The organism is Candidatus Laterigemmans baculatus (assembly GCF_010367455.1).
GTDB lineage: Bacteria > Planctomycetota > Planctomycetia > Pirellulales > Pirellulaceae > Laterigemmans > Laterigemmans baculatus.
Genome location: NZ_WRPR01000006.1, coordinates 20,063 through 33,179, shown reverse-complemented (window position 1 = coordinate 33,179; position 13,117 = coordinate 20,063). Strand labels below are relative to the sequence as shown.

Below are 13,117 nucleotides of genomic sequence, written 5' to 3'. Positions count from 1 at the left end.
CAAGTCGTTTAACGGCAAGCCGAAGGCGACTGTGTTTTAAAAAGCAGTCGCCTTCGGCTTGCCGTTAAACGATTTTTCTGCGAGCCGTACCGCTCCGAACCAATCCAAAGTGGCGCTGTCCAGCTAGTCGGAAGTTGTCGGTGCTACGGAGTTGGGGAGTTGCGAACATCCGCCCGCCGAAGACTAGCGCCTCCGGCGGGCGGTGTTTTGTTGGCCGCCATGGGGATATCGGAGCGGCGCGGCGGTTAGGGCTGCGAGCGAGGCGCAGAGGTCGAAGTGGGAGCGGTCGCGGTGGGAGCTGGGGAGCTACCACTGCTCAACTGACCCGAACCCTCAGCGGCAACTCCGGCAGTCAGTCCCGCGTTGGTCTGAGCTGCCGACTGGGCGGCGGCTTGAGCAGCTGCCTCGGCGGTGGCTTGGGCAGCTGCCTCGGCGGTGGCTTGGGCAGCTGCGGCGCGGCCCACGGCCGATCCAGCAGCGGCGTTGGCGACAGCGGTCGGCGAGGCGTTGAGGGCGGCATGCACGGCGGTCCCTTCGCGGTGGAGCGCGGAATTCATTGCGGCGTTGGCCTGAGCCTCGGCGGTGGCCCGAGCTTGGGCATTGGCGAAGCCTCGGAGTTTGGCTTCCATTTGGTCAGCCCGCGCCAAGAGACTCGCGTCGCCGGTTTCCAGTGCACGGTCGCGAAGCTGCGAGACTTCCGACTGCCGCATCCGCAGGGCGTGGCCGATGCGGGCGTTGAGGTCAGTGGTCGAGCTAAGGGCCAGTCCGGCGCCGCGTTCTTGCGAACGATCCGCCGGTGGTTGCGGCGAGTCCGAGGGGGCGGGTGCTTCCGGAGCGGGCTGGGCTGCGGGGGCTCGGAAGGGATTGAAGCGGCCGAACACGTCGTCGTAGTACTGCATTTCGGTCGCCGAGAGTTGCACGCTCGCGGCCGCATCGACTTGAGCGTTTCCGCGCCCTTGCATTCCGGCCCGGGCGATCCGCGGTGAGTCGGCCGCCGCCGCGCTCGAGCCTTGAACCCGCGTGTCGACCCGCAGGTTGGCATCGAGCCGGGCGTTGGCTGCTCCGCCTTGAACGATTCCGGCGGCTCGCCGTGCGGTGCCGGAGACTCGCCCCCGGGCTCGCTCCTGGATTTGTGTCTGAACGCGCTGCTGCGCCTGCGCTTGGACCCGCTGCTGGGCTTGAGCCTGGACTCGCTGCTGAATCTGCGCCTGTGTTCGCTGTTGGACTTGCGCTTGAGTCCGAGAGGCTTGCGTCGCTGCCGCGTTACGCCCTAGGACGCCGGAGCCGACTTGGGCGGCCGCCACGTTGGGGAGCAAACCAGCGAGTGCCAAAGCCAGCCACTGTCGTTTGTTGAGCTTCAATCCAGTCACGTCGTGTCGCCTCCATTGCGTCATAGGGAGCGGGAGCACCGAGCCGATACCAAAACGGGCGGTAGGCTCAGACAAGGAATGTTCCCGCGGTTCGCTCTGGTGTGCTGAGCCAAATCCTGGTAGCCAGTTCGGGCCTCATCGGTTCCATTCCGGAACGAACCTCTCCGGTCTGTATCGGAAATCCAGGCTCAGCAAAATAGAAGGTTTAGTGCATGCGTGAATTTCGAGGGAACGGAAGCACGATCGCCACCCTTGTTCTCCCCCTCTGCTTGCTGGTTGCTGGGGCGGCAACGGGGGGCGCGGAAGATGGGGCCGCGGAAGATGGGGCCAGCGCGATCCTCCGCATGCTCGAAGCACGTGTCGCCAGCGACCCGCTGCACGCCGATTCCTGGCGGCTGATCGGCCGTCACCACCATCGGGCAGGGAATCAACAGGGAGCCGAGGAGGCATTCAGGCGGGCTTTGGAGATCGACCCGCAAAACATTGCCCTGCATTTCGACTACGGAAACCACCTCAGCGATTCAGGGAATCCTCAGCAGGCGAGGCACCACTATCGACAGGTCCATGTGCTCGGTCCCGAGAGCGGATACACCCGTCAATTGGTCGAGCGCGGGATTGTGTTTGACGATCTGCCGGGCCCGCCGAGTGGAGCCAGTGATCCCGCGAACCTGGGGGGAGGGCCCGACCTTTTACAAGCCAGTTATCAGATTCGGGCGTTCGACCACACCGAAGAGACGGAGCAGCGGCTGGGGCACCCCGAGCTTGAGCCCACTCTGGAGTTAACGCCTCCGCAGCGCTTCCGCGCCTACGTGGAATTCGGCGCTCTCTACAATTCGAACGTCACGCTCGCACCGATCAGTCGGCAGTTATTGGATGCCGACGCCGACAGTGCTCAAGGATTCCTGAACCCGGAGTTCGAATGGATTTGGGCCGACTGGGAACGGACGCGGATCGGAACGTTGGGCCGCGGTTACTTTACGGTCAACGAAAGTAACCTAAGCGATTTCAATTTGGCAAGTTTCCAGCCCGGGGCGTTTGTCGAACGCGATCAGCTGTTTGGCCGAACGGACCTCTCGGGCCGGATCGACTATGTTTACTCCTTGGACTTGTTTGGTGGGGAACGCCTTGGAGATCGCCATGCGGTGACCACCTCTGCGACTTCGCTGCGCCCGGACGGAGATCTGGTGCACCTCTTCTGGACGGCTAGCTTTAGCCAGTTTGACGAGGACGGCGAAAATCCCCAGGTCGAGTCGCTCGATGGACCGGCCCACACGCTCGGCATCAGTCGCTTTTTTAAGTGGGATTCGCGCTGGATCCCGGCCTCCACTTTGGGGGCGAACGTCGAGTCGGTCGATACCGAGGGGGCTGACTTCCGCTACGCCGGTGCGACGGTTCATGGTGACTTGACGCTCGCCCTCCGGGAGCGAATAAGTTTTATTCCCGAGGTGAGCGCGGGTTACCGGAGCTACGACGAGTACACCGGAGCGGTCAGTCGAGACGAGGTCGTCTGGCGTGTCGGCGGGAGATTGCGCTGGGATTGGACCGAAGCGATGTCGGTCTCCGCAGTGGCTGGCTACGACCGGTTTGCTTCCGACAATGAGCTATTTGACGCCGATCGCACCCAGGCGGGGATCGTCTGGACCTACCTGCGTTAGGTTGCTCTCGGATTTGAGCCGCACACGAGGAAACCTGGGAAGTAGGGGCTCTGGGATGATGTTTTGGAACGCTCTGCGGCGGCGCTCGAAGCGGGGGCGCTCGAAGCGGGGGCAGTGCTCTGCATCGGGGGCGGCTCGTCGCTTGCGACTGGAATCCTTGGAATCGCGTCGGCTGATGGCGGCGGTGGTCATGTCTGACTGGGAACAGTTGACCATTGAGCTCATCAATCGAGCTCGCGCGAACCCGGCGGCCGAGGCGCGGAGGTACGGGATTGGGCTGAACGACGGGCTCCCGCCGGGAACGATTTCCACGGCTTCCAAGCAGCCACTCGCTCCCCACCAAGCCCTGCTGAACGCGGCTGACGCCCACTCTCAGGATATGCTCAATCGCGATTTTTTTTCGCATGAGAATCCGGATGGCGAGATGCCGTGGGACCGAATGCTCGAGGCCGGCTATCGCTACTCATTGGCCGGAGAAAACATCGTTTGGTCAGGCACCACCGGCGCGCTCGATCGCGATGCAGCAATCCACGATCACCACGCCGGTTTTATGCGAAGCCCCGGCCACCGAGCGAATCTCTTCAGCCCAGGATTTCGGGAGATTGGAGCGGGAGTCAAACATGGCGTTTTCACAGCGGACCGAAATTATAACGCCAGTATGTTGACCGAGAAATTTGGGACGCGGGCCGGCGACGCCTTCATCACCGGCGTGATCTACGACGACCAGGTCGTGCAAGATAATTTTTATACGATCGGGGAGGGGTGGGATCAGGTCACCGTCGCTGCCGTGGAAGCCTCGAGCGGTGTCGAGTTTGTCACCGTGAGTGGCCCGTCCGGCGGGTACAGTTTGCAGGTTCCCCCGGGCGTCTACACCGTGACCGTTGGGGGCGATTTGTTGCGCCAGCCGATCGTCTTCAGCAGTGTCACGATCGGCAGCGAAAATCGCAAACTCGATGCGGAGTTTACGGCCGCTGCGATTGGGCCACCGCCCACGCCTCCCACGCCTCCCACACCGTCCGCCTGGCAGAACCCCGAAGACCCTCTCGACGTCAATGACGATGAACGGATCACGCCGCTCGACGCGCTCGTCGTGATCAACTATCTCAACCGAACCGGGGGGGGCGCGCTGCCGCCAGCTTCCTCCTCGCCCGATGCGCCGCCGCCCCCTTATCTCGATGTGACGGGAACCGGCTCGGTCGGCCCACTCGACGTGCTGGTCATCGTCAATCATCTCAACCGTGCCTCGGCTGCCAGCGGCGAGTTCGCCAGCGCGGTCGATGCGGCACTGCTTCAAGGAGCCGCCTCGGCCAACGCGGCTCTGACGGATGAGAGGCTGGAGGTCCAGAACCGGCTCGAAGAGGAACTGGAATTGATCGTCAGAGCAGAGGGTAATATTCTTGCTTGATGATCTGATAACACTCACAGGCCTGCTTCTCTAATCCAGAGCGGTCGCGGATGGTGATTTTTCCGCGGCTGCATTTGATGAGTTTTTTTTCTTGCAGGGTCCGCAGGACCTCGGTGATTCCGGCCCGTCGCACGCCGAGCATCATGGCGAGGAACTCATGCGTCAGCGGGAGGACGTCGGTGTCGAGCCGATCGTGAGTCATCAGTAGCCAACGGCAGCAGCGTTTTTCGATCGAGTGCAAACCGTTGCAGGCGACGGCCTGGGAGACTTGGACGAAGTAGTGCGCTTGATGCTCTAGCAGCGACGTGCGCAGCGGTCCGTCGCGGTCGACTATTTTGCGGAGCACCTCGGCGCGGATCCGCAGGGCGCCGTCGGCAAACTGGACGATCATTCGGTTCGGCGAGCGAGCCGCTCCCGTCAGAACCGCTAGCCCGGCAGCCCCTTCTCGGCCGATGTTGGCGATCTCAATCGACCGGCCATCGCGCATCACGGTCAGGGCGGAGAGAATGCTCTGCAGAGGAAAGTAGATGTATTCGATCAGCGACTGAAAATCGTAGAGAACCTCATGCAATCGCATCGTGACGAGGCTGAGGTGGGGTGCGAGACGCTGATACTCTTGCGGAGGCAGGCGAGCGAGCAGGCGGTTTGCCTGCGGGACTGGCGGGACCAGGGATGCCTTCATCGTGCCACGTTTCGGGGCCGGACGATTGCACTAGGCTTCGTCCCTCGAACGCGATGGCTCGACGCTTCGCAGCTGGTATGCGAGGCGCATTGGAGCCGCTGCGTGGCCAGCTCTCCCTTGTGCGGCCGGTGCCTAGCGAAAAATTTTTTCCATGCAGGGGAGGAGGCCGTCGGCGTGAAATTCGCGCCCGATTAACGGGGGCAATCTTCCCATCCCGGCGGCCTGGGGCAAAGCATAACTACAGTAGTGTAGAATTCACACCCAAAGGTGGCAAGTGCGGCGGGTTTTCAGGAACCCCCAAAGTGGCGAGGAAAAATCCCCAAGGAGGTACGGTTTCGGACAGAGAGAGGTTTGCGTCCCCGTCAAAGTGGGGCCGTGCTCCCACGGATGGTGCGCTTCCCCAGGACACTCCTGCAGCCAATTGCGATGCAGCCGGTTGCGGGGAGGGTGAAGCGGTGAGCCGGCTCAGGGTAGGGCTTCGATGGACCGCCGGCTCGCATGGCGGCGGCACAACCCGACCTGTTTGGAAGCACCCGGTAGATCAGGGAGTAGCAGTGTGAGAGGTGAACGGAGCTTTGGCCATGGACCCCGCGAAGGTTGGGAAGAAAGGGCGACAGAGGATCGGGTGCCGGAGCGGGTGGTCGAACGGTTTGCCCTCGGCGACGCCCCTGCGGAAGAGCCGCCGCGCAGGTTGACTCGAGTCATCTTCCCGTTCGCCAACTCGCTCTCGCGACGGCGACTGAAGCTGCCGAGCCGAGGACCGGAGCGGCACGAGTTCGACGGCGGCCGGCATGAGGGGTGTGAGCTCTCGGCGAGCGGGGCCGGCGCCGCGGCCAGCCCGCCGGCTCGCCACGACACGGCAGAGCGATCGTCGAACGCGAGCGACGCGCGGTGTGAGCAGACGATGGTCCAGGACGCACTGGCCCAGGCCGAAGAGCGGAGTCGCCAACTCGCCGACGAGTTTGCCGAGAGCAACCGTCGCCGCGATCAGTTTCTGGCTGTCCTCAGCCACGAGCTGCGCAACCCTCTGGCACCCATCCTCGCCGCTGTCCAAGTGCTGCGGCACGACACCGGGGACGGCCAAGCGAACCGTCAGGCGCGGAACGTGATCGAGCGCCAGGTCCGGCAGCTGGCTTCTCTCATCGACGATCTGCTCGACTCCTCACGCTTTGCCGCCGGCAAAATGCGGCTTCGTAAGGAACCGATTGAATTGCAGGTGGTCCTCCAGCGGGCGCTGGAGAGCGCTCGCCCGCAGATCGAAGCTCGGCAGCACCACTTGGTCGTCTCGCTGCCGGCCGAGTCGATTTGGTTGCATGCCGATCCCATGCGGCTCGAACAAGTCTTCCTCAATCTGCTCAACAATGCCGCCAAGTACACCCGCAACGGCGGCCGCATCGCGGTCACGGCTCAGCGGCAGGGAAGCGAAGCCATCATTACCGTCGAAGACTCGGGGACCGGCATTCCCTGCCATATGTTGAGCGACATTTTTGAACTCTTCACGCAGGCTCATCAATCGCAGACGCCCTCCCAAGCCGGCTTAGGAATCGGTTTGGCGCTGGTCAAGCAGTTGGTCGAATTGCATGGCGGCGGCGTGACCGCGGAGAGCGACGGAGCGGAACGGGGCAGTCGCTTCATCATTCGCTTGCCGAGCTCGATGGCCGCGGCCCCCGAAGTCGGCGAACTGCAGAACCTGCTCGCCGCGGTGCCTCGCTGCAGCGACGATTAACTCGCCGCGGGGAGGTTGGTTTTGAAGACGCGAAACAGCAGCCACAGCGATGGGACGAGGAACGCGGCGCCGACCGGAACGCTGCCGAGGACGAAGGCGAGCGTCGGGGCCGGAGCCGCCGCCTCACGAAAGGTGACATCGGGGTAGATCAAGTACGGCTGGTGGGCGAGCGCCCAACACGACCAGCAGTGGCAAGCCGATTCCGACCGCCGCGAAAAACATGTGGAAGATCAGTGAAAGGGCCATCTGCAGACGAGCCGCTGCGAGCGTATCCATTTCGGTTCGAAAATCCTATGTTGGGAGCCCTGGGAAGCGGACTGCACCGCGAGGGTGGCCGCGGCAATCGGGACTCTAGCGCTATTATTCGGGAGCGAGTGAGATGGACCATCGCGGCAGCGAGTCGCAGTGGGAGTCGCAGGAACAAGGGAAGCTTTTCGAGCGTTTTCTGGAGCAGACCTTTGCAAGCGGCACGGCGCTCCCGAAGCTCACCAAGCACTTGATCGCGGTCGCCATCGCGTCCCTGGCGGGCAATCCGCAAGTGGGCGAGAGGCATCGGGCGGAAGCCGAGGCGGAGGGCGCGACCGCTGCCGCGATCGAAGAAGCGGTCTCGGTCGTCGCCACGCAAGCTGGCGGCACGCAGCTGTTCTGGATCAAGGAAGACTATGAGGAATTGCTCGGCAAGCACTGGCGGAGAAAATTTCTACCCGAAGTGGACCGCAGCTTTTGGACTTACAAGCGCGCGGTGTTCGCCGACGGGGCACTCGAGGCGCGGACCAAGGAGCTAATCGCGATCGCCGTCAGCTCCGCCCTGCGCTGCCGCCACTGCACGGTGGGCTATATCGAGCGGGCACTTCAGCACGGTGTCCGCCAGGCCGAGATCGCCGAGACGTTGGGCGTACTGCGGGCGGTTTCGTGCGAGTCGCAACACCCCTCCGGTTCCGCATCGCCTTGAGAAACACCGCGGGGGACGCTATAAGGACGGAGACGCGACTGCCTCGCCGCGGGTGGTCGGCCTGGGTCACCGAACGAGTGTACGGCGGCGATTTTGCAAAGCGGCTGCGAACCGGAGTGCGACGGATGAATGACGCGAGAAGGGGAGCGTTGGACCGGTCGGCTGTGGATCTTTCTTTGTTGATCGTCCGCGTCGCCGCGGGAGTAGTGTTCATCGCCCATGGGGCGCAGAAGATGTTCGGTGCCTTCGGCGGTCAGGGGCTCGAGGCGACGGTCGAGCAGATGGGCGCGCCGCTGGGGTACGCTGTCGCGATCGGCGAATTCTTCGGTGGGTGCGGCCTCGTCGTCGGCTTCCTGACGCGTTTCTCCGCCGCTTCGCTGATCGTGATCATGCTCGGAGCGATCGCGACGGTGCATGGAAAAAACGGGTTCCTTCTGAGCGAAGGTGGATTCGAATACAACTGGGCGCTGATCGGGTTGCTCGCGCCGACGCTGATCGCTGGCCCCGGCGCCTACTCGATCGGACGCTTTTTGCCGCTGCCGCGGAGCAAGGCCACCGGGCGACCGACGCCCGTCTTGGAGTGAGCGGAGCGGACGGAATCCGATACGGCTGACGATGCGATCGACCTCCTACCCCAAAGGTCCCACCCCGGTGAATCAACGCAGTCCGAACGGTACGCGTGACGAGTCGCAACGGGAAATCGTCATCTCCCGAGTCTTCGACGCCCCGCGGGCGCTCGTCTTCCAGGCATGGACCGATTCCAAGCACGTGGCGCAGTGGTGGGGGCCGAGCGGATTTTCCAACACGCTGAGCGAAATGGAAGTTCGCCCCGGGGGGGTTTGGCAATTCGTGATGCACGGGCCCGACGGCGCCGAGTACAAAAACCAAATCTCCTATCTCGAGATCGTCAAACCCGAGCGATTGGTCTACGCGCACTCGGGCGATGAAGCGGTCGGATCAACACAATTTCACGTCACCGTGAGCTTTGCCGAAATCGGCAACCAGACGCGGCTGACGATGCGGATGCTGTTCGACTCGGCCGAGGAACGGGATCGCGCGGAAGCCTTTGGAGCGGTCCGCGGCGGCAATCAAACGCTCGACCGTCTCGCCGGTTTCTTGATCGATCAGGGTGGCGTCTCCGCCTAGCTGCGGCGCGAAGGGCTGGCAGACTGGTTCCGCCGCCGGTGCAGATGCTGGACCAGGCACGCGAATTGCACGCGTCGACCGCTAGGCTCTCCCAGAAAACTGTGAGCCGACGGCGCTAGCCGCGGGTGCTGCGGCGAAAATTTTTGGGCTGCGAGGCCCGAGGCTAGCGCCTGCGGCTCAAAAGACGGATAACCGTGAGCCGACGGCGCTAGCCGCGGGTGCTGCGGCGAAAATTTTTGGGCTGCGAGGCCCGAGGCTAGCGCCTGCGGCTCAGAGGCCCGAGGCTAGCGCCTGCGGCTCAGGAGCCCGAGGCTAGCGCCTACGGCTCAATAGACTGAAGTCACTGGAGTTTCTGGCAGAGCCGAGCCTTTCACGCATTCCCTCCCGAGCCCGAGCCGCACCATGCCCGAGGACCGACTGCCTGCTGACCGACTGCCTGCTGAACGCGACGCTACAAACCGTGAGCCTACCGTGAACCGTGAACCTGCGGTGGATCCGGAACCCGAGGAGCAGCTTCCGGTCTTCGACGCGCTCGACAACAGCTTGGAGGTGTCGCCCCCACACGTGTACGCGGACAACTTGATCGAGTGGGCATTGCAGAAAGGGGCCAGCGATATTTTTTTCTCGGACGAGCCCGAAGGAGTCACGATCCGCGTGCGGCGACTCGGGCGGCTCAAAAGCGTCAGCCGGCTCAACCGCAGCTATGGTCACCGCGTGCAGAACCACCTGCGGGTGAGCGCCGAGATCGATCCCACGGCGGGCATCCATACGCCGGCCGAAGGTCGTAGCCAGATCGAATTGTCTGATGGAACGGTGGTCGATCTGCGGCTCAGCTCGATGCCGACGCTGTTCGGTCAGGACTTGGCGGTGCGGATCTTTGATACCTCCGAGCCGCTGCGAAAACTCGACGAGCTAGGGATGGAAGATCGTGCCGAGCATCTGAGGGAGCTGCTGGCGCGGCCGCACGGATTGCTCCTGGTCGCCGGCCCGACCGGGCACGGTAAAACCAGCACGCTCTACTCGTGCATCGACTATTTGGCCGACGGTACGCTCAAGATCCACACGCTCGAGGACCCGGTCGAGCGGGTGTTGCCCGGCGTCCTCCAGTCGCAAGTCGACGTGGAGACCGGCTGCGACTTTCACGACCTTCTCAAAGCCTGTTTGCGGAACTCCCCCGACGTCGTGATGGTTGGTGAAATTCGCGACCACCGCACGGCGGAGACCGCAATTCGCGCGGGGCTGGGCGGACAGCTGGTGCTTGCGACCGTTCACGCGCACACGGCAGCCGAAGCCGTGCGGACGATGTTGGCTTACGGAGCGAACCGACATTTCTTAGCCGATGCGTTGATCGGCGTCGTCGCTCAACGATTGATCCGGACGCTCTGCCTCGAATGCCGCGTGCCGCTAGCCTCGGACGGCCCCATCCCCGTCCCCGAGCGAGTCGCGGAAAAACTGGGTGGCACGCAGCCGCAGCTGTATCGTGCCGAAGGATGTTCCGCCTGCAGCCACGACGGCTTTGCCAGGCAAACCGCCATCTGTGAAGTGCTCGAGACCGATCACCGCTTTGCCGCCGCGATCGATGCCGGAGAGTCGGCCGAGCAGTTGGAGATGCTGGCCATCGACGCCGGGATGACTCCTCTGGTCGACATGGCCCTGCTAAAGGCCGTTCGCGGTGAAACCACCGCGAACGAGATTCGGCGGGTGACGGTCAGCAGCGAGGTCAATCGGCTGGCGGAATACGCCCGGCGGGCTGCTGCGACGTCCTGACGAACGTGGGACGATCGCATGACCACCCCTTCGCAGCTCGACGAGGCTACCAAAGCTCGTCGATTACTGAGCCAGCAGTTCTTTGACCTTGGGCTCGATCGACTTGGCCCAAATCTCATAACCCTGCGGGCTCAAGTGCAGCAGGTCGGGCATGATTTCCTTACTGAGGCTGCCGTCCTCGCCAAGAAACTCCTTGCCGATGTCCAAGTAATGCACCTGCTGGCCATCGGCGAATTTCGAGATCATTTGATTGGTTTTCTCGTTCACCTGGCGGAGTGGATCTTCAGGGGTGGCGCCGCGGGGAAAGATGCCGAGCAGGAGAATCTCCGTTTCCGGCGTCTTGGTTTTCAGCTGTTCGATAATCTGCTCGACGCCGTCGGCGATCTCTTCGGGTTTGTTGCTTCGCGAGTTATTGGTGCCGATCATGATGACGGCCAGATCGGGAGAGATACCTTCGAGGTTGCCGTTGTCCAATCGCCAGATCACGTGCTGGGTACGGTCGCCGCCGATTCCCAAGTTCACGGCGTTGCGGTCGCCATAGTATTCTTCCCAGACCTGCTTGCCATTACCTTCCCAGCCTTGCGTGATCGAATCCCCGATGAACACGAGGTCGACGTTGCCCTGGGCGACGCGCTTGTTCATCGCTTCATGACGTGTCATCCACGAGCCGCCGCGGGGAACCGGAGTGACCGCGTCGTGGGCCGGTTTGGTCTGCTGGGCGAATCCCGGCAGCGGGGCGAGAGTGGCGGCGAGAACCGATAGCAACGCCCAGCGCATAGCAAATCTCATCGTGCAGTCTCCGAAGGGGCTCAGGTAAGGGACGAACGCTGGCCCATCTTAACCACCCCCTCCGCCGCTGGCGACTGCCGCCGCAGGCTGTTGGCTGGACTCTGCCGGAAACCCTGAGCCGACGGCGCTAACCGACGGCGCTAACCGCGGGGGCTGCGCCGGAAACCCCAGGCTAACCAGGGCCCGAGGCTCGCGCGTCGGGCTCAGGGCAGTCCGTCTCGTTCGATCGCATCGAGGAGCGGGTCGAGGGTGACGACTGCGATGGAGCTCGATTCGTCGCTCATCGCATATGGCAAAATCAGGTGCCCGTTGTGAACGACGGAACCGCAGCTGTAGACGACGTTGGGGACGTAGCCATTGCGCTCCGTCTCATTGGCCAACAGCAGCGGCTGCTTGAGCCGTCCGATGATCCGCGTTGGTTTCTCCAGATCAAGCAAAAACGCACCAATCCCATAGGTCCGCACCGGGCCCACCCCATGCGTCAGGACAAGCCACCCGCGGTCGGTCTCGATCGGGCTACCGCAGTTGCCCAACTGCACGAACTCCCACTCGTAAGCGGGTCTGGCGAGCAATTGCTTGCGATGCCAAAAGTGCAGTAAATCGCTCGACATAATGTAGAGGTTTTCTCCGTCTTGCCGAGACAGCATGTAGTAGCGATCGCGAATCTTGCGGGGAAAGAGTGCAAAACCCTTATTGCCAACCTCCGAACCGTTGAGGGTGCTAATTCGAAAATGGAGGAAATCGGCGGTTTCGATCAGCTGCGGAAGAACCACTTGGCCGTCATAAGCGCTGAACGTTCCGTAGTAGGTCACCTGTTGGTCGTCGTCGACGAAACGGACAAATCGGGCATCCTCGATACCGTTGGTCTCGGTCGGTCCGTAAGGAAAAAGCAGACGCTCCGACAGATCCGAAGTGGGCTGATACTGAACGGCGTAATTGCTGCGGGCCAACTCGAGAATCTCGTGACCCAGGCGGTGGAAGTCCTGGTTCTGCTGGCGATGCTGCTCGTCGCTCGTGTTCACGACCGACGCCAGTTGCGACAAGGTAAAGCGGTCGCCGAGTTCGTCGAGCACTTCCGAGCAGAATGAATTCCACAGACCGAGCTCAAACAGCTTGCTGCGGAAAAGTCTCTTTTCGTAGAAAGCGTCCGGCGCCACCTTGGGTGAAGTCACATAGCCGCTCGGCTCGTTGACGGTAATCCAACATTTCTCATCCACGGTTCCACTGCGAAAAGCGACCGAAGAAATATGTCCTTCGCCGGTCGCGCGCAACGAAAGAACAAAACGTCGGTGTCCAGCGGGGAGTCCCGATTGATCAGGATGCCAGACCATGGAAGGATTGAAGAGGGCCGCCGACTCGACCGTGTACTCGAGCGAAAAATAAGCGCCGATCAACAGCTGACGGGTTCTGTCGATACGGCGGTCGCTCGGCAGATATTCTCTCAGCTGCTCGAATCGGTGCTGGAAAAAGTCGGCTGCATTGCGGTGTCTCTGGTTGAAGTCGCGACAGACCTCCTGCCACGTCCTCTCCACCGCTTCCTCCGATTCGGCCAGCACCCGCGAGATGATCTTTACGGTCCGTTCGCGCGATCCCAGATCGAGTTTTCGAAGCAATACACGTCGAGG

The 13,117-nt window shown here is 62.6% G+C and carries 13 protein-coding genes; 8 read left to right on the top strand and 5 right to left on the bottom strand.

The window, feature by feature from the left end; all coding sequences use genetic code 11:
• Window positions 1–245: 245 nt before the first annotated feature.
• Window positions 246–1,370: a hypothetical protein gene (locus GNK13_RS00940; RefSeq protein WP_164100556.1), complete on the bottom strand. Its 1,125-nt coding sequence runs from the start codon at window positions 1,368–1,370 to the stop codon at window positions 246–248.
• Between the two features lie 212 nt (window positions 1,371–1,582).
• Between GNK13_RS00940 and GNK13_RS00935 the strand changes: the two genes are divergently transcribed.
• From GNK13_RS00935 to GNK13_RS00930, 3 genes are all read left to right on the top strand, one after another.
• Window positions 1,583–3,025 (top strand): tetratricopeptide repeat protein, encoded by a 1,443-nt coding sequence (locus GNK13_RS00935; protein ID WP_164100555.1) that lies wholly within the window; start codon window positions 1,583–1,585, stop codon window positions 3,023–3,025.
• 63 nt (window positions 3,026–3,088) lie between these two features.
• Complete coding sequence (locus tag GNK13_RS21855; RefSeq protein WP_261345377.1) at window positions 3,089–3,223, top strand: hypothetical protein; 135 nt, start codon at window positions 3,089–3,091, stop codon at window positions 3,221–3,223.
• The gene (locus GNK13_RS00930; RefSeq protein ID WP_235934701.1) at window positions 3,216–4,430 is read left to right on the top strand and encodes a dockerin type I domain-containing protein; all 1,215 of its coding nucleotides are present in this window, start codon (window positions 3,216–3,218) and stop codon (window positions 4,428–4,430) included. The genes GNK13_RS21855 and GNK13_RS00930 overlap by 8 nt, the downstream gene beginning before the upstream one ends.
• On the opposite strand, the gene GNK13_RS00925 is transcribed toward GNK13_RS00930, so the two are convergent.
• Window positions 4,402–5,112, bottom strand: coding sequence for a Crp/Fnr family transcriptional regulator (locus GNK13_RS00925; RefSeq protein WP_164100553.1), 711 nt, complete (start codon window positions 5,110–5,112; stop codon window positions 4,402–4,404). The two genes, GNK13_RS00930 and GNK13_RS00925, sit on opposite strands and share 29 nt — an antisense overlap.
• A 556-nt stretch (window positions 5,113–5,668) precedes the next feature.
• Between GNK13_RS00925 and GNK13_RS00920 the strand changes: the two genes are divergently transcribed.
• Window positions 5,669–6,838, top strand: a complete 1,170-nt coding sequence (locus tag GNK13_RS00920; RefSeq protein WP_164100552.1) for a sensor histidine kinase — start codon at window positions 5,669–5,671, stop codon at window positions 6,836–6,838.
• On the opposite strand, the gene GNK13_RS00915 is transcribed toward GNK13_RS00920, so the two are convergent.
• Window positions 6,835–6,990, bottom strand: a complete 156-nt coding sequence (locus GNK13_RS00915) for a hypothetical protein (protein ID WP_164100551.1) — start codon at window positions 6,988–6,990, stop codon at window positions 6,835–6,837. The genes GNK13_RS00920 and GNK13_RS00915 overlap by 4 nt on opposite strands.
• Before the next feature lie 227 nt (window positions 6,991–7,217).
• On the opposite strand from GNK13_RS00915, the gene GNK13_RS00910 reads away from it, so the two are divergent.
• From GNK13_RS00910 to GNK13_RS00895, 4 genes are all read left to right on the top strand, one after another.
• The gene (locus tag GNK13_RS00910; RefSeq protein ID WP_164100550.1) at window positions 7,218–7,790 is read left to right on the top strand and encodes a carboxymuconolactone decarboxylase family protein; all 573 of its coding nucleotides are present in this window, start codon (window positions 7,218–7,220) and stop codon (window positions 7,788–7,790) included.
• Window positions 7,791–7,954: 164 nt separating this feature from the next.
• Entirely contained in the window at window positions 7,955–8,374 is a 420-nt protein-coding gene (locus tag GNK13_RS00905) for a DoxX family protein (protein ID WP_203328863.1), read from the top strand.
• Window positions 8,375–8,405: 31 nt separating this feature from the next.
• Window positions 8,406–8,936 (top strand): SRPBCC family protein, encoded by a 531-nt coding sequence (locus GNK13_RS00900; protein WP_164100548.1) that lies wholly within the window; start codon window positions 8,406–8,408, stop codon window positions 8,934–8,936.
• A 489-nt stretch (window positions 8,937–9,425) separates the two neighbouring features.
• Window positions 9,426–10,703: a GspE/PulE family protein gene (locus GNK13_RS00895; RefSeq protein WP_164100547.1), complete on the top strand. Its 1,278-nt coding sequence runs from the start codon at window positions 9,426–9,428 to the stop codon at window positions 10,701–10,703.
• Between the two features lie 63 nt (window positions 10,704–10,766).
• Here GNK13_RS00895 and GNK13_RS00890 read toward each other — a convergent pair whose 3' ends face one another.
• Both GNK13_RS00890 and GNK13_RS00885 read right to left on the bottom strand, forming a co-directional pair.
• A complete protein-coding gene (locus tag GNK13_RS00890) occupies window positions 10,767–11,492 on the bottom strand; it encodes a platelet-activating factor acetylhydrolase IB subunit (RefSeq protein WP_164100546.1) in 726 nt (241 codons plus the stop codon).
• Between the two features lie 203 nt (window positions 11,493–11,695).
• Window positions 11,696–13,105: a glycoside hydrolase family 130 protein gene (locus tag GNK13_RS00885; protein ID WP_235934700.1), complete on the bottom strand. Its 1,410-nt coding sequence runs from the start codon at window positions 13,103–13,105 to the stop codon at window positions 11,696–11,698.
• Between the last annotated feature and the right edge of the window lie 12 nt (window positions 13,106–13,117).